Source organism: Zhongshania sp. (genome assembly GCF_047636175.1).
GTDB lineage: Bacteria > Pseudomonadota > Gammaproteobacteria > Pseudomonadales > Spongiibacteraceae > Spongiibacter.
Map to the genome: position 1 here is coordinate 60,845 of NZ_JBLIKC010000016.1, position 23,523 is coordinate 84,367.

22 protein-coding genes are annotated in these 23,523 nt (G+C 47.9%); 7 read left to right on the forward strand and 15 right to left on the reverse strand.

Features of this window, described 5'->3' with window-relative positions; all coding sequences use genetic code 11:
- Positions 1–121: 121 nt before the first annotated feature.
- On the reverse strand, positions 122–703 hold the full coding sequence (locus ACI955_RS10955; protein ID WP_415243772.1) for a TetR/AcrR family transcriptional regulator: 582 nt from the start codon (positions 701–703) through the stop codon (positions 122–124).
- 259 nt (positions 704–962) lie between these two features.
- Between ACI955_RS10955 and ACI955_RS10960 the strand changes: the two genes are divergently transcribed.
- From ACI955_RS10960 to ACI955_RS10970, 3 genes are all read left to right on the forward strand, one after another.
- A complete protein-coding gene (locus ACI955_RS10960; RefSeq protein WP_415243773.1) occupies positions 963–1,517 on the forward strand; it encodes a carboxymuconolactone decarboxylase family protein in 555 nt (184 codons plus the stop codon).
- Between the two features lie 227 nt (positions 1,518–1,744).
- A complete protein-coding gene (locus ACI955_RS10965) occupies positions 1,745–2,164 on the forward strand; it encodes a hypothetical protein (RefSeq protein WP_415243774.1) in 420 nt (139 codons plus the stop codon).
- Between the two features lie 324 nt (positions 2,165–2,488).
- Entirely contained in the window at positions 2,489–3,805 is a 1,317-nt protein-coding gene (locus ACI955_RS10970) for an ABC1 kinase family protein (RefSeq protein ID WP_415243775.1), read from the forward strand.
- Between the two features lie 162 nt (positions 3,806–3,967).
- Here the strand turns inward: ACI955_RS10970 and ACI955_RS10975 are convergent, their stop codons facing one another.
- Entirely contained in the window at positions 3,968–6,307 is a 2,340-nt protein-coding gene (locus ACI955_RS10975; protein WP_415243776.1) for a TonB-dependent receptor, read from the reverse strand.
- 451 nt (positions 6,308–6,758) lie between these two features.
- Here ACI955_RS10975 and ACI955_RS10980 point away from each other — a divergent pair, with 451 nt between their 5' ends.
- The 3 genes from ACI955_RS10980 to ACI955_RS10990 all read left to right on the forward strand — a co-directional run bounded on the left by ACI955_RS10980 (position 6,759) and on the right by ACI955_RS10990 (position 11,019).
- Complete coding sequence (locus tag ACI955_RS10980) at positions 6,759–8,306, forward strand: alkaline phosphatase (protein WP_415243777.1); 1,548 nt, start codon at positions 6,759–6,761, stop codon at positions 8,304–8,306.
- A gap of 11 nt (positions 8,307–8,317) precedes the next feature.
- Positions 8,318–10,129 (forward strand): alkaline phosphatase, encoded by a 1,812-nt coding sequence (locus ACI955_RS10985; protein WP_415243778.1) that lies wholly within the window; start codon positions 8,318–8,320, stop codon positions 10,127–10,129.
- A gap of 116 nt (positions 10,130–10,245) precedes the next feature.
- Complete coding sequence (locus ACI955_RS10990; RefSeq protein WP_415243779.1) at positions 10,246–11,019, forward strand: hypothetical protein; 774 nt, start codon at positions 10,246–10,248, stop codon at positions 11,017–11,019.
- 201 nt (positions 11,020–11,220) lie between these two features.
- On the opposite strand, the gene ACI955_RS10995 is transcribed toward ACI955_RS10990, so the two are convergent.
- Positions 11,221–11,874, reverse strand: coding sequence for a class I SAM-dependent methyltransferase (locus tag ACI955_RS10995; protein WP_415243780.1), 654 nt, complete (start codon positions 11,872–11,874; stop codon positions 11,221–11,223).
- 331 nt (positions 11,875–12,205) lie between these two features.
- On the opposite strand from ACI955_RS10995, the gene ACI955_RS11000 reads away from it, so the two are divergent.
- Complete coding sequence (locus ACI955_RS11000; protein ID WP_415243781.1) at positions 12,206–12,739, forward strand: hypothetical protein; 534 nt, start codon at positions 12,206–12,208, stop codon at positions 12,737–12,739.
- Positions 12,740–12,894: 155 nt separating this feature from the next.
- Here the strand turns inward: ACI955_RS11000 and efp are convergent, their stop codons facing one another.
- The 12 genes from efp to ACI955_RS11060 all read right to left on the reverse strand — a co-directional run bounded on the left by efp (position 12,895) and on the right by ACI955_RS11060 (position 23,176).
- The gene (gene efp, locus ACI955_RS11005; protein WP_415243782.1) at positions 12,895–13,467 is read right to left on the reverse strand and encodes an elongation factor P; all 573 of its coding nucleotides are present in this window, start codon (positions 13,465–13,467) and stop codon (positions 12,895–12,897) included.
- Positions 13,468–13,515: 48 nt separating this feature from the next.
- Complete coding sequence (gene earP / locus ACI955_RS11010; protein ID WP_415243783.1) at positions 13,516–14,664, reverse strand: elongation factor P maturation arginine rhamnosyltransferase EarP; 1,149 nt, start codon at positions 14,662–14,664, stop codon at positions 13,516–13,518.
- A gap of 40 nt (positions 14,665–14,704) precedes the next feature.
- Positions 14,705–15,154, reverse strand: a complete 450-nt coding sequence (locus ACI955_RS11015) for a PaaI family thioesterase (RefSeq protein WP_415243784.1) — start codon at positions 15,152–15,154, stop codon at positions 14,705–14,707.
- Between the two features lie 219 nt (positions 15,155–15,373).
- The gene (locus tag ACI955_RS11020; protein WP_415243785.1) at positions 15,374–16,183 is read right to left on the reverse strand and encodes an enoyl-CoA hydratase-related protein; all 810 of its coding nucleotides are present in this window, start codon (positions 16,181–16,183) and stop codon (positions 15,374–15,376) included.
- Positions 16,184–16,730: 547 nt separating this feature from the next.
- Positions 16,731–17,219 (reverse strand): DUF1456 family protein, encoded by a 489-nt coding sequence (locus tag ACI955_RS11025; RefSeq protein WP_415243786.1) that lies wholly within the window; start codon positions 17,217–17,219, stop codon positions 16,731–16,733.
- Positions 17,220–17,247: 28 nt separating this feature from the next.
- Entirely contained in the window at positions 17,248–18,201 is a 954-nt protein-coding gene (gene ylqF, locus ACI955_RS11030) for a ribosome biogenesis GTPase YlqF (protein WP_415243787.1), read from the reverse strand.
- 156 nt (positions 18,202–18,357) lie between these two features.
- Positions 18,358–18,801: a hypothetical protein gene (locus ACI955_RS11035; protein WP_415243788.1), complete on the reverse strand. Its 444-nt coding sequence runs from the start codon at positions 18,799–18,801 to the stop codon at positions 18,358–18,360.
- Between the two features lie 87 nt (positions 18,802–18,888).
- Entirely contained in the window at positions 18,889–19,821 is a 933-nt protein-coding gene (pbpG, locus tag ACI955_RS11040) for a D-alanyl-D-alanine endopeptidase (protein ID WP_415243789.1), read from the reverse strand.
- A gap of 75 nt (positions 19,822–19,896) precedes the next feature.
- Positions 19,897–20,319: a hypothetical protein gene (locus ACI955_RS11045; protein ID WP_415243790.1), complete on the reverse strand. Its 423-nt coding sequence runs from the start codon at positions 20,317–20,319 to the stop codon at positions 19,897–19,899.
- Between the two features lie 45 nt (positions 20,320–20,364).
- A complete protein-coding gene (locus tag ACI955_RS11050; protein ID WP_415243791.1) occupies positions 20,365–20,811 on the reverse strand; it encodes a GNAT family N-acetyltransferase in 447 nt (148 codons plus the stop codon).
- Between the two features lie 4 nt (positions 20,812–20,815).
- Complete coding sequence (locus tag ACI955_RS11055; RefSeq protein ID WP_415243792.1) at positions 20,816–21,631, reverse strand: hypothetical protein; 816 nt, start codon at positions 21,629–21,631, stop codon at positions 20,816–20,818.
- Positions 21,632–23,176 carry a 2-isopropylmalate synthase gene (locus ACI955_RS11060; protein ID WP_415243793.1) on the reverse strand — a complete coding sequence of 515 codons (1,545 nt, stop codon included), beginning with the start codon at positions 23,174–23,176 and terminating at the stop codon, positions 21,632–21,634.
- Between the last annotated feature and the right edge of the window lie 347 nt (positions 23,177–23,523).

A 23,523-nucleotide genomic window follows, 5' to 3' on the forward strand; every position in this document is an offset into this window, starting at 1 on the left:
CATTTTTTCAGATTGGTTAGCTGATGCCTGTCACCCAATAAATCAACGCCGTTAAGGCGGGCAACACCACCACGGTTTGACACTGAGAGCTTAACTAAGGGAGAGATAATCGAACTCAAGCTTAGTCGATAAGTTGTTTTGCCTCAGCAGCAATGGTGCGCAAGGCGGTCTCTGTATACGCCCCACGACCAAGAACTCTAATCGAAAGCGCCAGCGCCAGCATGGCCTTGGCCTTTGACTGCGGATCTATGTCTTTACGAATATCGCCACGCATCTGCCCCACTTCAATAGTTCGCCGAAAGAAGCCCTCAATTTCCCGAAGGCCATTGGCAACAATAGTATTGACATCTTCACCATGAGAGCCGCTGTCTAGTACGGTATTAAACAGAAAACAGCCCTTGCGCTCGGTATCAGCCACAGTATTGGCAACGGTATTATCAAAAAAATTATAAATAGCGCTGCGCGGATCATCTAGGGCTTCAAGCTGCGCCAAGGTGGCCTTGCGATTTTCCTGGTCATATTTAAGCAGTGCTTTTACAAACAAGGCCCGTTTACCGCCATAGGCATTGTAAAGGCTTCCGCGGTTGACCCCGGTCTCCGCAATAAGATTAGCCATCGAAGCCGAGTCGAAACCTTTGCTCCAAAAGACCTGCATGGCCTTTTCTAAGGCAGTGTTCTCATCAAACTTTTTTTCCCACGGCATGAACGTCAACTCCGATTTCAATACGGCCCTTTTATAGCATGTTTAGATCAGGTGATACAAACTTAACAACAGCGGCTACCCAGGATAATATGCCTTATTATATACGATAAAATAATATATTTTAGCAGGCTCCAACATAGATATTCAGCACCCAGCCGTCCAATAAAATAAAAGTATTGACCGATCGGTCTAAACAATAATATGCTGGGCCAATCGGGATAAAACTTACCCGAAGCCGAGTAAAGAATTGGAGAGTACTATGACCACATTCACCTTACATACCCCAGACACCGCCCCCGAAGCCAGCAAACCACTATTGGCTCAATCGAAAAAATCCTTTGGCATGATACCCGGCCTACACGCCGTCATGGCTGAGGCACCCGGTCTACTCGAAGCGTACCAGCGAGTGCACGAGCTTTTTGTTAACTCCAGCTTTAACAAGGATGAACTCACCGTGGTTTGGCAGACGATAAATGTCGAACATGCCTGCCACTACTGTGTCCCCGCCCATACCGCCATCGCCAAATCAATGGGGGTAAGCGAAGATGTCTCGCTAGCGCTACGCAACGAAACACCGCTAGCCGATCCCCGTCTAGAGGCGCTGCGCGTGTTCACTCTGAGCCTTGTTCGCAACCGAGGAAATGTTGACAGCGACACCGTGGAGACTTTTATAAATGCCGGATTTACTCAACGTCATATATTGGAGGTGGTGCTTGGCGTCTCGCAGAAAATCATGTCGAACTACACGAATCATCTAGCGAAGACACCTGTAGATGCTCCGTTCAAAGAGTTCACATGGACAAAAGTGGCCTAGCAAGCTTAGCGCGTCCTTCTAGTGAACATTTAGCAAACAGAAGGGCGACGTATAGACGGACTTATTCATCAATTGAGTACGCTGAACGCAGCTACTGATCAGCCTTTAATAACAAGATCTGGTACTCATAGCCGGTGATAGACGGCAATGATTTAACTGCCGTGTTTTTCAATGCTAAATACTAAGCAAGGAGATAGGGAAGGAAAACCATTGATACCCACGCAGAGATGCCAGATACCTTATCTAAACCCTTATCACGCTCACTACTGATGCTGCGTCTCGGTGTTTTTGTGGTGATGTTCATGTGGACTCTGGACAAATTTGTTAACCCAGAACATACCGGAAAAATATTCAGCGCGTTTTACGGTGTGGATTGGTTAAATCAACACCTCTCAGCCGTAATTGGCGTCTTTGAGCTACTACTAATACTCGCTTTCGTCGCCGGTCTTTGGCGTCGCTGGACTTACGGCAGCGTATTAATCATTCACGCAGCTTCAACATTCATGTCTTATAAGCAATACATGGCTGCTTTTGACAACCTGCTGTTTTTTGCGGCCTGGCCCATGCTAGCAGCCTGCCTTGCCCTCTACTGGCTAAGAGACTGGGACACATTATTGGCTGTCCCTAGCCGCATTAATCACCTATAAGCTGGGAGCACAGCAAAAATAATATGACTTAAACACCGAAAATAACCCTGAGCTATCCATTAATATTGAGGGTATATTTAACAATGACTGTCAGGCGTCTACGATGTGCCAGTCATGCACGCATCAAAATATCTAGAGGCGCGTCACGGAAACCCAAGGCATGGGCGGGCGCGAGTCGGCTCCGTCCGGCAGATCAGCTAAGTTTTTATTCATGCAGCCCCCGTGCTATAAATGGCTGCTGCTTCATGAAATGACCGCGATAAAATAGTCTAGAACACTCGGAACAACGTATCAGTCTATTTATAGTTATAGGGCAATTGATTCATGGCAAAAAAGGCAGATACCGCGTCCATCCCCAAAGGGCGATTGAGTCGTCTTGGCCAACTCAGTTCTTTAGCCGGGCGAGTCGCTGGAAATATGTTCGCTAATGGTGTCACTGAAATAGCCAAAGGCAATCGACCTAGAATTAAGGATCTATTGCTGACACCGGGTAACGCTATCAAAGTAGCAGATAAGCTGGCGAAAATGCGCGGCGCGGCAATGAAAGTCGGTCAAATGCTATCGATGGATGCCGGCGATATGTTGCCTGCCGAATTAACAGAACTACTGGCTAGACTTCGCTCAGACGCCAAATCTATGCCCGAAAAAGATCTTATAAGCCTATTAGAATCGCAATGGGGAGAAGACTGGCAAAAGAAATTCAACCAATTCCCACTACAACCCATTGCCGCAGCCTCCATCGGACAAGTACATGAAGTCGTCACTCTAAACTTAGAACGTCTGGCCGTTAAAATTCAATACCCCGGCATTAAGCAAAGCATTAATAGCGACGTCGATAACGTGGCTACCCTCATAAAAATGACCGGCTTATTACCCAAAGGTCTAGATCTAAAGCCCTTATTGGCTGAAGCGAAAAAACAGCTTCACGATGAAGCAGATTATGCCCTTGAAGGACGGTATTTAGAGCAATATGCCGCTCTTATAGAACATGATGATGCCTTTGAGATGCCGGTATTTAATAAGGAGTTTAGTAGCGAGACTATCCTTGCTATGAGTTTTGTAGATGGCATACCGATAGAGCAATTGCGTAATGCCCCGCAAGAAACTCGCGATCAGGTTATGAGCGATCTGATGCGTCTCTTTTTTAAAGAATTATTCGACTTTCAGCTGGTGCAAACCGATCCTAACTTTGCCAATTATCAATATAATCAAGATACCAAAACGATAGTGCTATTGGATTTTGGGGCGACTCGCAGTTATACATCAGCGATGGCCGAAAATTATCGCCTGCTTATGCAGGGGGGCAGCCATCATGATAAGGCAAAGATCCGCCAAGCTATATTAGATATCGGGCTAATCAGGCCGGATTTGCCTGAAAAAGTTCAACAAAATATCACCGACTTAGCGTATATAGCCTGCGAACCTTTGTATAAAGAATCGCCTTACGACTTTGCTAATTCTGATCTATCTTTGCGATTACAGCAGCAGGGAATGCAATTAGGGCTAGAGAAAGAGTACGTTCACACCCCGGTGGCAAATGCGATTTTTTTACATCGAAAATTAGGTGGCTTGTTTTTATTGGCAATAAAACTAAAAGCAAAGGTGGATATGCAGAGTCTATTCGCGCCTTACAACAAATAATAATCTACCCAGAGGTACGAGCAAGGACTTGTTCAACATCCCCTATACAGCATGCAATATCGGGGTAGACCAAAGCAGGATTACTATCATTTTGGCGGGTGAGACAACAACAGTCACAGGACTTAAACGACGAAGACAGTATTCCCTATCTTCGTCGTAAGCTTAATAGGTATAGCGAGCGGTAATACCAAACGTTCGCTGCGGCAGTGTAAACGCCTGATAAGATCCTTCTGCTGCGCCTACTCGTGAATCCACCACGGTGTGGATGTTTGCAGGAGCAACTTGATTAATAACGACTTCATCAGTGATATTCCTACCCCATAGCGCCAAGTCAATAGAATCATTACGCCAACCAAAACGCAGATTTGTCATACTAGACGCCGGCATATCAAATCTAGGGTCTAGCGCTGAGCTGGCATTGGCCGAACTCGAATATAAATAATCTAAGCGGGAATATAGATCGCCACCAGAAAACGGCTTACGCCAATTCAAGGCTATATTGGCTTTAAACTTTGTGGCCGATGGCAAGGCTTCACCACTCAGATCGCACTGCCCTGCATCGTTGTCTGGCGTCCGCCCGTAATAGCATTGGCCACTGGTATATTTGTCATACAGAGTATCGATATAGGCCACATTAACAGTGGCCATGGTGTGCTCCGACAAAATCATAGTCGAATCGACCTCAATACCGTTTACCGTCACTAATTCAGCGTTATTAATAATAAACACCAAGCCTGCAAAGCTCGCATTTTGAAAGTCTTTATACTCTGTGTGGAAAATAGCGGCGTTAACGCGTGCGCGGCGATCGAGGAATTCTGTTTTGGCACCGAGTTCCAGATTAATCACGGTCTCTTCATCAAAGGGACGTAGCTCGTCACTGGCTGTACCATTTTGCAAACTAAATCCGCCCGATTTAAAACCCGATGATATCGCACCATAGAGCATGGTATCGCTGTTCAAAAAGTAACTCGCCGATACCGAACCAGTAAGCGCTTCAAAGCTATCGCTCTGATCAAAGTTATTACCGTCTGGGGTCACCAGACAAATCAAATTGGAATTGGTGGGCGGCACACAACCCAAAGCCGATAGTTGATTGCTTTGGTCTACCGTGCCGCGCTTGTCTTCATAGGAATAGCGAAGCCCTAGCGCGCCCTTCCACTTCTCATTAAAGTCAAAATCTAGTTTGGTAAAGAGACCAATATTATCGGTATCTTGAGTAATATAATAATCCCCGCGATCACCCTCTACACCAAACGCCGGAATGACTAAGGGCAGTAGGTTAATAGGCAGCGCACCACCAGCGATCAACTCATCAACAATGGCGTCACCGTAGGCTTCAACATCTTCAGTGGCAATAAATTCGGGCCGAGATTTATCTCCACGAATAAACTCATTAGTGAAATAAAAGCCACCAACCAGCCAATTAAAATCTTCGCCACCATCTGAGGCAATGCGAAATTCCTGTGAAAACGAACTACCCTGCTGTCTGTCGTAAAAGTCGGCGACTTTCAAGCTAAATTGTTCTACATCCTCTAAAGAACTAAGCCCATTGTAATCATCGTAGCTACTGATAGCAGTCACGGTATAGCCGTCACCGACATAACTTAGATTTAAAATAATATCGTTGGCATCACCCTCGTAAGAGCTGCCGTCACTGTATTCGATAAGCCTATCCGAAGGGTCATTGGGAATACTCACAGTACCGCCAGCGTTGCGGACAATACGCTGGCTCTCCTCACTTAAAAAGACGTCGCCGGTCAAGGTATTCATATCTTTTTCAGAATACCCGACAATAAGACGCGCACTCAACTTATCGGAAAAGTCTGCTTGGAGCTGGCCTCGGACAGCATAGCTATTCTGACCATCTGCATCGGGGCCGGCCGCATTTTCTATAAGTTCGCCGCGGCTAGTATCAACGACACTCAGACGTCCGGTAAGCCAATCGGTTAAAGGACCACTGACATAAGACTTTACTTGGCGTAAGTCATCACTGCCAAGATTCACTTCAACCATAGCTTCTAACTGCTCGGTCGGGCCCTGAGTCTGAATGCTAATAACACCGGCGGTCACGTTCTTACCGTGAAGGGTACTTTGGGGTCCTTTCAAAACCTCAACAGAGCTGACATCGACTAAATCGCCAATCCCAATACCGGAGCGAGATCGAAATGCGCCATCAATAAATAGGCCAGTCGCAGGCTCGAAATTAGGTATATTGCCGGCATTACCAATATTACGAATCCGGAAAGTGGTAGCCAGTGGGCTGATATTAGTGAGCACGATGAGCGATGGTACTTGGGCTGCAATATCGGTGACATCATTAAAGCCAATATCGAGGAGTTGGTCAGCGGTGATGGCAGAGACCGATACCGGCACGGTTTGCATGTCTTCCTGACGCTTTTGCGCGGTGACAATAACCTCCTCTAATTGCGCAGCGTATAAAGACGTCGATGATATTGCGCACGCAAGCGCAGAACTACAAAACCAATAGCTTTTATTCTTCATTTTTTATACCAGACAAGATCTGAAAAAGTACTAATCCGTGTCGACGGAAAATTACCTTATAATTATAGGATCGAATCTATCAAAAAATTTACACCGCGTAAACTTTTAAATACTTACGACTGTAAAGATCGACGACTTCGACCATCACCACCCAAACCCACTTGCAGGCCATCAAGGGCGATAGGCCTAAAGCCCTTTATCTGCTTACACACTCAACACCAAACGGTTCACGCTACTGTCATCCTGCCGTCTTAAAACCTCCATATAAGCGCCATCAAACTGTAAGCCTTTGTCTCTAATCTATGTTCCGGTAAGTAGTGCTAGCAAGCCATGCTCTTTTTTTGGGGATCTATTACCCGAGCACGACATACCCAATATAGGATAAATTATTTTTCAGACTAGGAACCTTAAAATGCTTCTAAAATCCGCTATATTGTCAGGGGTTTTGCCCATGATAATTGCAACACATGCCGCTGCGGCAGTATTACCTTCCCATCAGTCTAATAGCACTTGGTATACTGATGCGGCGGCCACAACCGCAACTAAAACCACCGCAACCACGCCGACAAAAGCAAAGAACGTCATTCTATTTGTGGGCGACGGTATGGGCGTGTCTACCCTTACTGCCGCGCGTATATTACAAGGCCAGCAAAACGGTAATCCCGGCGAAGAAGGCTATTTAAGCTTTGAAACCTTTCCGCACACCGCCTTGGTAAAAACCTACAATGTGGATGCACAAACGCCAGATTCTGCCGGCACCATGACAGCCATGATGTCAGGCGTGAAAAGTGATGCAGGTGTCTTGGGCGTTGATGAAAAGATTGTGCGTGGCGATTGCACTACCGTCAGCGGGAACGAGTTAATCACCGCTATTGAGCTAGCCGAAATAAAGGGTATGTCGACAGGTATTATCTCTACCGCGCGTATCACTCACGCCACCCCCGCTGCCGCTTACGCAAAATCAGCAGACCGCAACTGGGAAGACGACGGTGATATGCCCGCCGCTGCCAAAGACGCAGGCTGCCAAGATATTGCATCGCAATTAGTAAACTTTGAAGCCAACTTAGAAGCGCGCATTGCCAATAGCGATGTTGATGGCTTAGAAGTGGTCATGGGCGGTGGTCGCCGCAGCTTCCTTCCCAAAGAAGCCGCCTTTAATAGCAGCGATGCCGTCAGCAGCGTAGAGGGTGACCGGACCGACGGTCGCGACCTTACCGCTGAATGGAAGACACGCTACCCCGCTGGCAATTATGTCTTTGATCAGAGCAGCTTTGACGCTGTAGACGCCAGCACTGCCAGTAAATTGTTTGGTCTGTTCAACGAATCCCACATGCAATACGAACAAGATCGAGGCAATGATGTTGCCGGCGAGCCGTCCTTGACTCAAATGACCAGCAAGGCCATCGACATTCTGGATAACAATAACACCGGCTATTTACTAGTAGTGGAGTCTGGCCGTATTGACCATGCCCACCACGCCGGCAGTGCCTATAGCGCATTAACAGATGCCATTGAGCTATCGAATGCGGTACAAGCAGCAGTAGATGCAACTAACCCGGAAGAAACCCTGATTATGGTCACCGCTGACCACAGCCATGTGTTCACCATTGCGGGTTACCCCAAACGCGGCAATCCAATTCTAGGCAAGGTCGTCGGTGTTGGCGAAACTGAACCTACCAACGCCGCCGACGGCATGCCATACACAACGGTGGGATATACCAATGGCCTAGGCTTTCACGACCTTGGCGCAGAGACAGACGCCGACGCGGTATACTCAAAAGGTAATCAAGCGGGACGAGCAGATCTCCGCAGTATTGATACTGAATCGTCTGGCTTTCACCAAGAAGCATTAATACCCCTAGGTTCCGAAACCCATGCCGGCGAAGACATTAGCCTTCACGCCCGCGGCCCAGGTTCGCAATTTGTACACGGCGTTGTTGAGCAAAACATGGTGTTCCATATGATTAACCAAGCGCTCGATCTGCTGACCGGCGAATAAGGAGAACGGCAATGAAACACGTTAAAATAGCAATACTAAGCGTTGCGATAGCAGGTCTTAGCGCCTGTGGTGGCGACGACGGTAATAATGGTGCAGACGGCAACAATGGCATTAGCAGCCTTATTACCCAAACTGCACTGCCGGCTGGCGACAGCAACTGCCCCGGTGGCGGGGCTCAATTTGACAGCGGCCCAGACAGTAACAACAACAGTAATTTAGAAAGCAGTGAAATTATCGACACTAAGTTTGTTTGCGAGCCTTACACAGCGCCAGAATCTGTCGATCTTATCGGCAACACCCGCAACAACGCCTGGTTTAAAGATGCAGAAGCAAAAATAGCCGATGTCACCGCGCCTAATTTGACCCGCGGCGCGGCGAAAAATGTCATCTTATTTGTTGGCGATGGCATGGGTATTTCGACCGTCACCGCGGCGCGCATATTAGAGGGTCAGCTCAATGGCAAGCTGGGTGAAGAGCATAACCTAAGCTTCGATATGTTCCCTTACAGCGGTTTAGCAAAAACCTATAACGTCGACGCCCAAACGCCAGACTCTGCCGGCACCATGACGGCGATGATGAGCGGGGTTAAAACCGACGTCGGTGTGATTGGCGTGAACGAAAATATTGTTCGCGGTGACTGCGCTACCGTGGCTGGCAATGAACTAGTGACTGCGCTTGAGCTGGCAGAAATCGCCGGTAAGTCTACCGGCGTCCTATCTACTGCACGCATCACCCATGCAACACCAGCAGCAGCATATGCAAAGTCTGCTGATCGCAACTGGGAAGACGACGGTGATATGCCAACCGCCGCGAAAATTGCTGGCTGTGAAGATATCGCCTTGCAGTTAGTGAATTTTGAGTCAAATCTAGAATCCCGTATCGGTGGTATTAATGTTGATGGCATCGACGTGGTAATGGGCGGCGGTCGTCGCAGCTTCCTGCCCAAAGATGCTGCATTTAATAGTCCAGACGCAGTAAGCAGCGTGGAGGGTGATCGCACCGACGGTCGCGATCTAACGACGGAATGGCAAACACGCTACCCCCAGGGCAACTACATTTTTGATAAAACCGGCTTCAATGCAATTGATACCGAAAGCACCAGCAAAGTGCTAGCACTATTCAATGAATCGCATATGCAATACGAAGCTGATCGCAAAAATGACGTTGCTGGCGAGCCCTCATTGCGCGATATGACCGAGAAAGCCATTAAGGTCTTAGACAATAACAGCAATGGGTTTTTCCTCGTGGTTGAGTCGGGTCGTATTGACCATGCTCATCACGCTGGTAATGCTTATAACGCCCTGACGGATACGGTCGAGCTTTCCGAGGCCGTGGCCAAAGCCGTTGAGCTCACCAATAGTGATGAGACGCTAATCATCGTCACGGCTGACCACAGCCATGTGTTTACTATTGCGGGTTACCCCAAACGCGGCAATCCTATTCTGGGCAAAGTCGTAAACATCGGTTCAACATCACCCACGCTTGCCGCAGATGGTATGCCCTACACCACTGTTGGGTATACCAACGGACTAGGCTTTCGCGACCTCGGTGATGAAACTGATGCTGATGAGGGTTATAACTACGCAGTCGACACCGGCCGCCAAGACCTATTACTAGTCGACACCCAATCACCGGGGTTCCACCAAGAGGCCTTAGTGCCACTTGGATCAGAAACCCATGCAGGTGAAGATGTTGGTGTTTATGCAAAAGGGCCTAGCTCTGCACTGGTTAGCGGCACGAATGAGCAGAACCTGATATTTCATGTTATGAACTACGCTGCAGATCTTGTTAATAAAGCCAATAGTAATCAACTAGCGCCTTAATATAATAATAACTTAATAAGTGATAAGCCTTCTGGCGCCGGTGCAAGCCGGCGCCTTTATTAATAAACAGCAGACAAATTTTCACCAAAGTACAAACTTAGAATTGGAGATTTACTTTGAAGTTACGCACCTCTTTTTCAACACTATCACTGCGCGCAATCTTGGCAATGCCAGCTATCCTCACCGGCATGACAATACTCGTACCGGCAGCCTCCGCATCGACCTGCAATGCGGACACACCCATCAGCGCCCATTACCAAATTAGCAAACATACCGCGGACACCAAACCAGAGCAATTTGACCACATGGTGCTATGGCGTCGCGCCAATAGCGTTGCTGAGCAATACCCCAAAAGAGCCATTACCGAATTATGGGAGCGCAACCGCAGCAATAGCATCAAATTAAACCGCTACTTTGACGCCTATCAGCGCGGCATTGAATACGCACCAGGTGAAATTAAAGACCTAGGCGGCGACGACAATTGGAGTATGAAAAATCAGCTAGTCGCCAACTCCCTACTAGCCAAAATGACCCTGATAAAAACAATAGGCAGCGGCTGCGACCGCGAAGAAATCTACACCTTGAAAGACCTTCAGCAATCCATCACGCTTAATTGGCTACCCGCTTATAGACTCGTTAAATCGTACACCCGCAACGCTAAAGGCCAAACCTCCACTTGGTTGCTAACAGCGAAGAGCACCGACACCAAGGTCATCAACGTCTTTTTTGAGCAACACCTAAACTACCAAACCACAGACTACGCAGACATTGGCGACAATGAATCTGACCCGTTTCTGAGAAAAATGATTAATCTAGGGTTTATCGAGCACGGCAGTTCCGGCATGTATGATGCCCAAGGCAATGACATTGGCGGCGAACATCACCACTGAGCGCGGCTCCCGAAAAGTCACTGTCTAACAGCCATCACAACAGCCCTATTATGACTAAGGGGTATTGTCGAGGGGGGTTAAATAAGGGGCTAGAAGGAATCGACCGTCTGTCTACTTCGCTATTCTATTGTTCTATTACGGATGATGGTCGCCAATAATAACTCGGCGGCTACCGCAACATAGATCAGCCAAATTTTGCGGTTAAGTGCGTTGGTAACGCAGCACTTGGCCCCTGAATTCAACGCTTAAAAACCTGCTGGTATCCGGCTTGTGCTGACTGTGCACATATCCTAGAGTCACCATTCGCTTACTAAATGCGGCGTGATTAAACCGCGCAGGGTCGACCATAATCACTTCGCAGCAGGGTTTGGCATGACGCTCAATAAAATCTGACAGCAAGCTAATATGTTCGCGCTCATACAATATATCAGCGCCAATAATCACATCAAACTTACCTAAACCGTCAGTGACATCTTTCCAGTCAGTGCGTAAATAAGGAATTTTCACACCGTTATTTAAACGTACATTTTCTATCAGAAAATTACCGGCTTCAGGATGAATATCCGTCGCCGTAATATCGGCGTGACGCGCATTCAGCAGTAAACTAGATAAGGCCATGCCGCAGCCTACTTCTAAAATACGCTTACCTGCTATCTCGAAGGTCGCCATTTCATTGGCTAACACCGCACCAGAATCCCAGAGCACGCCAAACAAGGGCCATTGCGCCGATGAGATGCCGAGGGCCTCGGCTTCGCCTAAGGTATCTGCAAACTGTTGGTTATCGCGAAGGCTGCGAACATGTATATCAAAACCACTAACCTCGATGGTCTGGTAGCGAAGGCGAATAGATTCCACAACGTACTCCAGGCTGTGGGCATAAGCCGCGAACCAAGCTGATTCACAACAGCGCACACTTAACTATAAACACATCAACGATATAAGTCTCGTCAACTGAGGTCGCCGCCCAATAGGCACACCTTTAAGATGCTATAAGCATCATTCCCTATTTCTCGAAATTCCAAGTGAATGGCCCTCAGAAAACTGTAAAATATAGGAGCTTATTACCATCGTTAGATAGTGTGACTCCGTTCTCACTCACGGTGACTACGTATACCTCCTTGGCCTAATAGTCGGCAAGATTAACTCGGCTCTTCCACAACGCTCTCATTTGCCAAGGTGACCAAACATGAAAAAATTACTCGCTTACCCACTACTACTCGGGTCTGCACTACTGTCTATTAACGCGCTTGGCAATGTCGCACCCGCTTGGCAAATTGACGACATATCAAAATCAACCGGCTACACCACCGACGGTGAGAACGCCGCCAACCATCAGTTCGGTTTAGTAAAACACAGCAATACCTGCGGCAGCGATGAACTGTATGTGAGCTGGTCTAGCAACAGCAGCGATATTTGGTCTTTAGCGGGCCAAACGGTAACAATGGATGCCAATTTTGATGGTATCTCCATGTCTATACCCCTCGAGGTTGTGGCGATCCGACCCACGGCAGGAAATACCCACGAGGTAATCATGGGCCATGTCTTTGCCAATGCTGAATTACTTGATCTAATGGCGCATTCCGATGCAGTAAATATGTTTATGCCTGCGACTAGCGACGTGTCACATCATTTTACAAAAGGCAATGATCGGTTCTCACTCGCCGGTTTTAATGAAGCCCGCGCTAAAGCACTTAGCCGCTGTAATAGTAAGAGTTCATAGCCAAGACTAGCGGCTGACGTGATCGTCACTATAGTATTAACGAGCATAAAAAAACCGACTCTAATGTCGGTTTTTTTATGGCTAATATTCTTAGATCAACGCTTTATTAGATCTAAAAATAACTCAGCTTTAATAAGCCTTACATTGAGAGCGGCTTATACCGGTGCCTTGGCTCGGGATTTATATTCGCCGCTGCGGGTATCGATTTCGATCCAGTCGTCTATTTCACAGAAGTCCGCGACTTTGATTTCTGTACCGTTACTCAATTTAGCCAGTTTCATCACCTTACCGGACGTGTCGCCACGGGCCGAACCTTCGGTATAAGTAATTTGACGGACGATCATGGTCGGCAGATTAACCGAAATAAGCTTACCTTCAAAAAAAACTGCGTCGCAGATCTCCGTCATGCCATCAACAATATAGGGAAGCACGCTTTCTATGTCCTCTTCCTTGAGTTCGTACTGATTGTATTCTTCATCCATAAAGACATAGGTGGACTCAGCGACATAGGAGTAACTTACCGGTATACGCTCAAGGATAACTGGCTCAACTTTATCGTCACTCTTATAAACAGTTTCCGTGGTCGAGCCACTCAATAGGTTCTTCAACTTCATTTTTACTATGGCGCTATTCCGACCTGATTTAGTAAATTCCGCTTTCTGAACCATCCAAGGCTGGCCATCGATCAAAATTACACTACTGGGCTTCATTTCTTGTGCTGTTTTCATAGGTTTATCCAAATGGAAAATGATATAAGCCAGCTGTTTTTTGGCTGGCTATGATACCCAATTCTGATAGAAATCCACTAGTGATTGCGCAAGATTTTTTTGACTCTCTAAAGAAGTGCACCAATCCTCTGCATGGCCCGCCATTTGTACTCCTCCAGCGAATAGCTTGCCTCCGCCAGAGGGTGTTATTTGGCCGCTATTCCACGCTGTCCAACGAGCCACTAAAGTCGCTTTTTCGTCCACTCCGAGGCCGGCGGTATAGGAACTTAAAAAGGCGTCTAATTTTATTAAATGGGTATTGTCTTGCTGAGGGTAGATATGCCACAAAAAGGGCCGGCCAGCCCATTGAGCACGAACAAAAGAATCCTCGCCCCTAACCACATTAAAGTCGCAGTTCCAAAGCAGTCGGTCATAATCGCATTGACTCAAAAAGGGAATAAACTGAATAGCGACATTGCCCTGCCTATACACCCGAGCAAACTTAAAAGCGTCTTGTCCCAGCCACGCGCAAACACCCGGCACCACCCGACCCTCTGGCACCAAGATATGATAAGTAAGATCGCCAGCAGACATGGCATTCAGCCAACTAGACAGCGCGGGGTTCTCATAGCAAAACAAGGACACGAGCCTTGCGCCGGGAACCGCAGACACCGCAATACTCTCTAGAAACATCGCTCGGGCGCTGGCGCTGCGCTGAAATTCCCGTCGCCGCTGCAGCAGGCCAGCTTCCCGAAGTAAGCCACCAGTAGCAATATTAAAACCGGGAAAAAAGAAGAATTTCTGCAGGCTATTGGCTTGTAATGATGGCAACCCATGACACGCCGACACCCACTCCTCTGCGCTCAGATACTCTAAATTTAGCCACAGAGATGGGAGCTCTCGTACCGCCATTGCCCCAACATAGTCTGCGGGCAACTCACATGCAAAGGTTTCTAACACCACATCCGCTGGCAGCACATTCGCCGGCCACGGGGTTGACCATAAATGCAGCCACACGCCATCGACTAAACGCGGCAATTCGGCGGAAACATCAAGACAAGCGCCACCAGACACAAGATCAAAGGTGGTCAGGTCGTCAACCCATATTCGCACGTCGGCGTCATACTCTGCCGCCAGTTGCCGCGCCAAACGCCAACAAACCCCGGCATCCCCGTAGTTATCGACGATGTGACAAAATATATCCCAGCTAGTGCGCATTGCAGGCCTGCAAGAAAGAACAGCGAGTATCGTTAACGATCTATGCCTCAGCTAACTTTCGCAGGGTTGCCGTAAAGCTCGTCAGCACACGACCTTCCTGCTTGAGCACGCCGCGGATAAACCCCATACGGCCGGTCTCTTGAATTAACTCAATCTCAGCCAGTATAGGCAAGCCCACGTTACCACCGGCAACATATTGCAAGGTCATATCAATAGTCACCACCCGCCGCAGCGCCACACTGCGGTTTACATATAGGGGCAGATATAATACTTGCTCGGCGCGCGCTGCTAACAATCCGCCATGAAGGCCATTCTGACCATTTTGACTGTGGGTATTAGTTTCAAATAAGGCCTCAGCCTTGCCTGCAGCGACTTTGCGAAACTGATAGGGATCAAGAAGACTATCAAAGCTATCGCCTTCTGGCATGGGCATTGCCATCCAATCTGAAGATTCAATATCTGGGAAATATACTGGGTTTAGATCTGCCATCTCTCGTTAAAATCCTTGCCGCTAAAACCGGCAAGATAGCACAGTCTGGATCGTAAGTTAGCCACAAATTATTAGTCTCGATACGGTTTAGCCAGGGACTTACAGACGGTCTTACACGGCCCCTATAGTCACCTTAGGGATATGAATTATAAATTTTATAGGAAAACTTCTCTGCGCGCTCGCGCCACGACAAGTTGCTATCTAAGGAGCAGACGCCGCTTACCTTGCAGCTTTGACGCGGGGAAGTACCGGCTCACGCTTCTCTAGAAAAGCCGCTAAAGCTTCACGGTGCTCATCGCTATTGCGGCAGCGCTGGAAGTTTTTAATCTCTTCAGCAATATAGCTATCGCAACTCAAGGCCTCGGCATTTTTTAGATTATTTTTGATACAACCCAGAGCATTGGTAGGGCCATCTGCTAATTGTGTGGCAAGACTCTCGACCTCGCTGCACAGCGAATCAGCCTCGCAAACTTTAGTAAGCAGGCCATTTTTAAAAGCCTCGTGGGCGCTATATGTCGGGCAGAGTAAACAAAATTCGCGAGCTTTACCTGCGCCCATCCATTTACTTAGAAAGTAGGCCGCCGCAAAGTCACCAGACAAAGCGATTTTTGTATGGGCATACCCCAAGGTTGCGGTGTCATCCGCCAGCCGGAAATCGCAGGCCAAGGCCAGCGACAAGCCGCCGCCCACTGCCGGGCCACGAATCATGGCGATGGTCGGCTTGGGCATTTCGTGCAGTAACATGGCCGCTTCCGCACCAACCCTAAGCAAGACCTCGGTGGAATACTTGCGAGTGTGCTCTATCCCCAAGGCTAAATTTTTAATGTCGGCGCCAGAACAAAAGGCATCACCCGCGCCTTCAAGAACTACTGCCCCAATCGAATCGTCTTGCGCTGCGTCTCGCAGGCAGCGGTACAAGGAGGTCACCATTTCTTCATTTATCGCGTTCTTCAAGGCCGGACGGCTTAAAATGATGTGCAGTACTCTGCCGTGACGACGTGAATGAACGGAACCAATCTTATTACTCATTATTTTTATCCTATTAGCGTCTAGCTAAACCTACTGGAATAGAAGCCTATGGCCACAAAATACGTGACAATGTCACTAAAAACAATCTATATAGCAGCGCTATTTATAAGTAGGACTCGTGTGAATAGGCATTTTTCTACACCGCAGCAAATATGGTCGATTTGATCCCATTCTTGCTTGCTAACTATCGATGCCCACGCCCAACCGCCCTTTTATCATTGGAAAGTGGCACATTAAAGACAAAAAAGGATCAAGTTGAATGAGGAAGGCACGGCTTTAATGTGTCTACAGGCTTGTAATGCATCGCCGCGTTGACCATGAAGAAAGGGTTTTGCCGCAGCCTTTACTTAAAAGTATGACTGCCAGCGACTTAGGATATGGAGACGAGAATTCAAGGCAATGACGACCATCCGATCATCATTTAACTCTCACGCTAGCAGCAAATTTATGTCGACCCTGGGCGTCTATTTAACATCGGCTTAGTATTCGATCTTAAATAGACGCATCCTAATGACTGGATCTAGCCGCTATATTCAGCAAGGAAATACTAAGTTTCGTCGTCTTCGGTATCGTCATTGGTATTGCGAAGCTTTAACTGCAAACCCTTGAGGAAATTCCGCAAAATTTGGTCCTTACACTCACGGTAATGTTTGTGCTCTGGCTTGCGGAAAAAGGCACTCAACTCGTGTTTACTGATTTTAAAATCAGCTAAGGCTAAAATAGCCATCACGTCTTCTGCCTTTAGACTCAATGCTATTTTCAATTTCATGAAAATCATATTATTGGTCAAGCGCTTTTCTATAACCGGCTTTTGGCCGTCTTTGGCGCCGCGCATATCAGTGATTAAACCATTCAGAAAGGCTGCCATCAGGAGATCGCTGCATTCTTCATAGTCTTCATCGCCTTCTTTTTTAAGCCAGGCACTGACGTCTTCTCGCGAAACATGGTGATCCGCCAATCCGTAGATCGCAATCATCTTTGAGTCATTAAAATCAAAGATGTAACGTACTCGGCGCAACACATCATTATTTACCATTCTACTTTCCTATTTTCGTTCTTAACTTTCAATCATCGGAACGGCGAGAGCCCTCTTTAAACCGACGTTTTCGCGCTTTAATATCTTCTTCTTTCTTTGCCTTTTCCTCAGCCACGACCAAATTTTCGCGCTCAATCATGGCCGGGGTTTCAAGACTAATACGCCCTAGAGTACCGGCGCGCAACTCATTAATAAGCACTTCACATATTTTATGAAGGTTTATTCGACCGCCCGCCGTTAAGGCTCCGCGGCGCAGAGCTGCAGCTTCTAAAAAGGCTAATTCGGTATCGGGAACACTGTCGAGTTGGTAGCGTGCTTTAAGAAGTTCTGGGTAGGCCCGAATTAAATATTCGGCGGCGTAAAACCCCACATCATCAAACTCCATGGCGGTATTTTTAATCGCCCCAGTAACGGCTAAGCGATAACTACCATTGGGGTTTTCAATTTTTGGCCACAGAATTCCGGGGGTATCAAACAAGACAATACCGCTACCCAAATTAATTCGCTGCTGACTTTTAGTGACGGCTGGTTCATTGCCCGTTTTAGCAATCAAGCGATCGGCTAAAATATTGATCAGCGTCGACTTACCCACATTGGGAATACCGACAATCATGGTATTAATGGTTTTTAAACTGGCGTCTTTCGCCGGAAACATTTTTCGGCACAGTGGAATCAACTGCTTTATTTTGGACGGCTCATCGGTGGTGGTAGTAAAGGACTTTACGCCGCGATCTTGCTCAAGATAAGCCTGCCACTCTGCAGTGACCTTAGGATCAGCCAGATCGGCCTTACTCAGTACTTTAATGCAGGGCTTATCACGGCGCAATTTTGCGATGGCAGGGTTTTCACTGGAACTAGGAATCCTCGCGTCTAAAACCTCAATCAGCAGATCAACCTGAGGCAGTACCTCGGCAATCGCCTTTTGCGCTTTGTACATGTGTCCCGGATACCACTGAATCGCCATCGAATACGCCTTAATCATGAAAGGCGCTATTGTACGTTAAGCAGACCACATTGGGTAAACACGGTAGCTATTAAGCACAATTACTCAGAAATTGACCAATTCGTACAAACACTGCGACAGTATTCTGAGATAGGCGCCAGGCCGCGAGGCCGTCCAATACTCAAAAACACAATCCTATAGTAGCTCTGTTCTAGCTCGGTCACCCTCAGAGAATACCGCCACCAATGAATAGCGCATGAATGCACCACAGGTGGTCAGATAGTCGCGAATGCAATGCTTAACAATGTCAGCAAAGGGCTCGCCCTTAAATTTCCAATAATCAGATTCGGCGAGATACTGCGTCACCGACGACATATCACAGGCAATACCGTAAGCAGACTCCTGCTGCTTGGTATCGTCGGTCATCACAATACGCAGCACACCGTGGTCATCGAACTCAAAAATCAGATACAGCGAATCATCGTTAATATTTTCAGGCATAACGCTCACAGCTTTATCCACGCAGGCAATGATTAAGGGTTCTAACTCTGTTTCGAGCTGCGCCGCGCTATCTGTTACATAGATGTATTCTGCGCGCTTGCCGCTAGGCAGAACACTCATCTCCCAGTTCACTTTCATTGCTATAAACCCTTTCACATACTAATAAAAACAAGAAGGGCCTTCCTGCAAGCAGGAAGACCCTAGATTTTTGCACTAAACGATATGCTAACGGATACTTGCTGTGGTTCTCTCAGCCAGATATTCAGCCACTTTCTGCTTTTGATAAAGCTGCGCCGAACTCGCGACATTACCGCTCTTACCAGAAGCTAGCCACCGCTTAATGCGGCCAGCATCGCCAATCGGGCTGGTTTTACCAAAAGAATCCAGCATCACGAATAATAAGGATTTGCCGTCAACCTCGGCCTTCATTACCAAGCAGCGGCCAGCCTCATTCAGATACCCGGTTTTACTCATGCCAACGTCCCAGCGTTTGTAACGCACTAGCTGATTGGTATTCACATAAGCTAAAAGATAGGACGGCCGACGAAAATTAGCGGTGTGCGTAGCCGTCGTCGAGTACTCGGAAATTACGGGGTATTTGGCCGCCGCCGCGATCAATTTGGCCATATCTGCAGCCGTCGACACATTGTGATGTGACAGGCCGCTACTATCTACAAAATGGCTATTTTTCATGCCCAAGGCTTTGGCTTTGGCGTTCATTTTGGCAACAAAGGCGGTCATGCCGCCGGGATAGTTTCTACCCAACGACGCAGCCGCGAGGTTCTCTGAGGACATCAACGCCACCCGCAGAACTTCGCCACGAGGTAACTCGGAGTCAACCCGAATACGGGAGAAATAGTTATTAATCGCCTTGCGATCTGCTTGTGAGAAACGAATAACTTCACGTAAAGACTGCTTAGAATCTAATACCACCATCGCCGTCATCACTTTCGTTAACGAGGCAATAGGCTTTACGATATCAGCATACTTTTGGTACAAGACCTCACCACTGTCGGCATCTACGACCATGGCACTTACCGAGGCCAGCTGTAAATTGGCAGGATTAAGCTTCGTTTCCGGTTTGCCTAATGCCGCACCCGCCGCCATTGCGGGGGACAGCAATAGCGATAAAAATAGCGTAATCATTATTTTCGTCATTACGTCACCGTCTAACTATATTATTAAGCAGAAGTTATCATGGCCGACAGGGCAAAACTGCCGACTCAGTCAATATTACGCTAATTCCGACGACTCATCGCCCTTAAGACGCAGTGTGTCTAAAATCTGATCGACCGCAGATCTATCCATTTCACTATCTTCGTCAGCACAGGCATAACTTATCAGTAGCAAATGGCCACCACCGAGCAAGAACCACTCGCGAATATAATCACCGTCTTCTAGTGTCTCAAATTCCCAACCACGGTAATCATCGCCTATTTTGCACGCTTTACCTTCAGCAAGTGGCATACCAACTTCTTTGATTAACGCGTTTAAATCTTGCTCACTTGCCGGTTTGCCGTGCTCGGCCTGCAAACTGCTTAAACTAATACAGCCTAACTCGTCCTGATCAAAGATCAGAATACTATCTTCATCCTGCTCGGTACGCCATTCTTCAGGCAAACCAATGAACCACCAATCGGATTCAACTTCCTGCATAATTTTTGTCCCAATAAATTCGCTAAACGCTTCGATTTATTCTATTTACAATAACGGAAGATCGGCTGACATCAATACCGCGTCTTCGAAGCCGTCACCAAGCGGGTAATATTTCTTGCGAATACCATCCTCGGCAAAGCCTAGCTTACGATATAAGGCTCGCGCCACTGTATTGGATACCCGCGCCTCAAGCAAACAGCGATGCCCGCCAAACTGCTGCATCCACTCCAAACCTTCAATCAGTAAATGGCGGCCAACGCCGCTGCCACGGCTATTGGTATCGACCACAATATTTAATAAGCTAACTTCATCTAATACCAAGCTATAAGCGCTGATTGCTAATAATTCGCCTTCATCCCAATAACCCAGACAATGGTCATCTCGAAGGCTTCGCAACCAATTTATTCGCCCCCAGGGATGAGGATCAGATCGGGCTTCTATTAATAGACATTGCTCAAGATGTTGAATACCAAGCATAGCGACACGCGACATGATGTTATTCAGAACCTTGCGCTGGAAAAGAATAGCTACGCAGCTGCTGCCAAAGCGCGGCTTTCAAACTGCCATCCGCGAGCATCGCCGCCGGTGACGCACTAAACAATACCGTCAAACCGGCAGACGATAATACCGTATGTTCGAAATACGGCTTCATCTGCTCACCAAACACAATCACGCATTGGGCATTTTGACGCTCAGCGTGCGCCATAATATTACCAAGTAAAGCGTCTTTGGCTGCATCAACCCCCTGGGCTAAACCTAGATTTTTTGCAACCGGCCACTGAAATTTGGCACTGGAGAATGTCGGCGCCGCGTCTACTTTATGATGGATTTTTACCGCCACAGCAATATTGGCAAGCAGACGCTTTTCAGCGGGACTCAGTGGCTGAGTGCTGGTGTCGGCAACGAGCAGCAAGCCAATACCGGTGCCGACTAAATCAAGCTTGAACGCCGGATTGGATTGCAGTGCCGCATTCGCTAACGCCCCGCTATTTTGCCCAGTTTTACTTTCCGGGGCAGCGCGCTTCTGTGCCTTAGCATTAAGATTAAGGCCTTCTAAATCAGCAGCGATACGAGATCGACTCTGACTCGGACTGGCCGCAGTTTTTTCACTATCGCGCTGCGCGCCATGCTGCGCATATTCGTTTTCAATGTCATAGGATGCCCCGGCGCTAGAGTCGCTACCGTCGTAATCCGCAACAGGAAAATCCATCTCACACAGTGGCGAAGCAGCCGCGCCGTCTAGCAAGAAACGTGGCACGTAGCTGTCTACGCCCATCGCCTGCAAATAATCTAAGCGCAGTGCTTCGTTCACTTACACGCCCCGCTGTGGATGTGCTTTTAAAACACCCGCGTCTAATAAATTTAGAGCGTCGAGATAGGCCTTCACTGACGCCACAATAATATCGGTATCAGCACCGTTACCATTTACAATAGTGCCGTCCTTTTCAAGCCGCACCTGCACTTCGCCCTGAGAGTCCGTGCCGCTGGTGATGGCATTCACGGAATACAGTAAAAGATTGGCGCCGCTATTAACTAGCACTTCCAAAGCTTTGAAGGCAGCATCTACCGGGCCATCGCCTTCAGCCGACGCTTGCTGGGTGTCACCGTCGATACGTAGTTGAATATCTGCATGGGGGTTTGAGCCGGTGCGAGACAGTGCTTCCAAACTGACGAAGCTATAGCGTGACGTGAACTCAGCAGGCTGTACATCGCTCATCAAGGCCTGCAGATCTTCATCAAAAATTTCGTGTTTCTTGTCTGCCAATTCTTTAAAGCGGGTAAACGCCAAATTTAATGCCGCTTGATTATCCAGCGTAATACCCAATTCTTCGAGCCTAGCCTTGAATGCAGCGCGACCAGAGTGCTTGCCCAAGACTAATTTATTGGCGTTCCAGCCGACATCTTCGGCGCGCATAATTTCATAGGTTTCACGGTGTTTTAAAACCCCGTCCTGATGAATACCAGACTCATGGGCAAAGGCATTAGCGCCCACAATCGCCTTGTTAGGTTGAACAACAAAACCGGTTATTGACGATACTAAACGTGATGTGGCAAGAATTTGAGTGGCATCAACACTAACCTCAACAGGGAAAATATCTGACCGCGTGCGAACCGCCATCACCAGCTCTTCTAGGGACGCATTGCCGGCCCGCTCACCCAAGCCGTTAATTGTGCATTCCACCTGACGGGCGCCGTTCATAACAGCCGAGAGGGTGTTCGCCACCGCCAAGCCCAGATCATTATGACAATGAACCGAGAAAATGGCCTTATCGGCGTTTGGAATAGAGTTCATCAAACGCCCTACCATTGCACCGTATTCACCGGGCTCGCCATAACCGACGGTATCCGGCAAGTTGATAGTCCGGGCGCCAGCATCGATAACCTGCTCAATAATGCGACACAGAAACTCATATTCAGAGCGAGATGCGTCTTCGCAGGAAAATTCGACATCACCAATCAAATTACGGGCGTGCTTTACCGCTGCCACTGCACGCTCCACCACATTGTCAGGTGACATCCGGAGCTTATATTCCATATGGATCGGCGACGTGGCAATGAAGGTATGAATACGGCCCGACTCTGCCGGTCGCAAAGCCTCTGCTGCTCGATCTATATCTTCGGCTCCAGTGCGCGCCAAGCTGCATACTGTGCTGCCCTTTATCGCAGCGGCCACTGCCCGAACCGACTCAAAATCGCCCACGCTGGCTATGGCAAAACCCGCTTCGATTACATCGACTCCCATTTTCTCTAGCATCTTGGCTATGCGCACCTTTTCGTCGCGCGTCATAGACGCACCAGGGCTTTGCTCGCCGTCACGGAGGGTAGTATCAAAAATAATTAGCCGATCTTTAGCCATGGGGAACTCCTACAATAATCATTATTTGTCATCCGCTATCACCAGCGGCGCAAACTATGCCGCAATTATAGTCGGACATGAGGCCCAGTTGTTGGCTCTTTTCACCATCCACGGTGGTTTTTTGCCCCCAATACCGGCCAAACTAAGCAAAATTGCCAAGACCACCAAATGAACTTAGGCGAATAATAGCGTCAAACACCAAAGGCATACTGGAAGGATTTTGAGCAAGCATCAATTCATAGACGTTTCGACTGGTGATTTTGTATACAATTTATCGCGGGGCTGCGGCCTTACTTGAAGATAATAGCTCGCAACTAATAGGGAAGCCCATATCTTGCTCACCATCA

Coding starts and splice junctions, on each gene's coding strand:
- ACI955_RS11025 (WP_415243786.1), bottom strand. CDS start 17,219: ATGGTAAATAATGATGTGTTGCGCCGAGTACGTTACATCTTTGATTTT.
- ACI955_RS11000 (WP_415243781.1), top strand. CDS start 12,206: ATGAAAAAATTACTCGCTTACCCACTACTACTCGGGTCTGCACTACTG.
- ACI955_RS11060 (WP_415243793.1), bottom strand. CDS start 23,176: ATGGCTAAAGATCGGCTAATTATTTTTGATACTACCCTCCGTGACGGC.
- ACI955_RS10980 (WP_415243777.1), top strand. CDS start 6,759: ATGATAATTGCAACACATGCCGCTGCGGCAGTATTACCTTCCCATCAG.
- ACI955_RS10975 (WP_415243776.1), bottom strand. CDS start 6,307: ATGAAGAATAAAAGCTATTGGTTTTGTAGTTCTGCGCTTGCGTGCGCA.
- ACI955_RS11015 (WP_415243784.1), bottom strand. CDS start 15,154: ATGGCAGATCTAAACCCAGTATATTTCCCAGATATTGAATCTTCAGAT.
- ACI955_RS10960 (WP_415243773.1), top strand. CDS start 963: ATGACCACATTCACCTTACATACCCCAGACACCGCCCCCGAAGCCAGC.
- ACI955_RS11020 (WP_415243785.1), bottom strand. CDS start 16,183: ATGAGTAATAAGATTGGTTCCGTTCATTCACGTCGTCACGGCAGAGTA.
- ylqF (WP_415243787.1), bottom strand. CDS start 18,201: ATGATTAAGGCGTATTCGATGGCGATTCAGTGGTATCCGGGACACATG.
- ACI955_RS10970 (WP_415243775.1), top strand. CDS start 2,489: ATGGCAAAAAAGGCAGATACCGCGTCCATCCCCAAAGGGCGATTGAGT.
- ACI955_RS10955 (WP_415243772.1), bottom strand. CDS start 703: ATGCCGTGGGAAAAAAAGTTTGATGAGAACACTGCCTTAGAAAAGGCC.
- earP (WP_415243783.1), bottom strand. CDS start 14,664: ATGCGCACTAGCTGGGATATATTTTGTCACATCGTCGATAACTACGGG.
- ACI955_RS11035 (WP_415243788.1), bottom strand. CDS start 18,801: ATGAAAGTGAACTGGGAGATGAGTGTTCTGCCTAGCGGCAAGCGCGCA.
- efp (WP_415243782.1), bottom strand. CDS start 13,467: ATGAAAACAGCACAAGAAATGAAGCCCAGTAGTGTAATTTTGATCGAT.
- pbpG (WP_415243789.1), bottom strand. CDS start 19,821: ATGACGAAAATAATGATTACGCTATTTTTATCGCTATTGCTGTCCCCC.
- ACI955_RS11045 (WP_415243790.1), bottom strand. CDS start 20,319: ATGCAGGAAGTTGAATCCGATTGGTGGTTCATTGGTTTGCCTGAAGAA.
- ACI955_RS11050 (WP_415243791.1), bottom strand. CDS start 20,811: ATGTCGCGTGTCGCTATGCTTGGTATTCAACATCTTGAGCAATGTCTA.
- ACI955_RS10985 (WP_415243778.1), top strand. CDS start 8,318: ATGAAACACGTTAAAATAGCAATACTAAGCGTTGCGATAGCAGGTCTT.
- ACI955_RS10965 (WP_415243774.1), top strand. CDS start 1,745: ATGCCAGATACCTTATCTAAACCCTTATCACGCTCACTACTGATGCTG.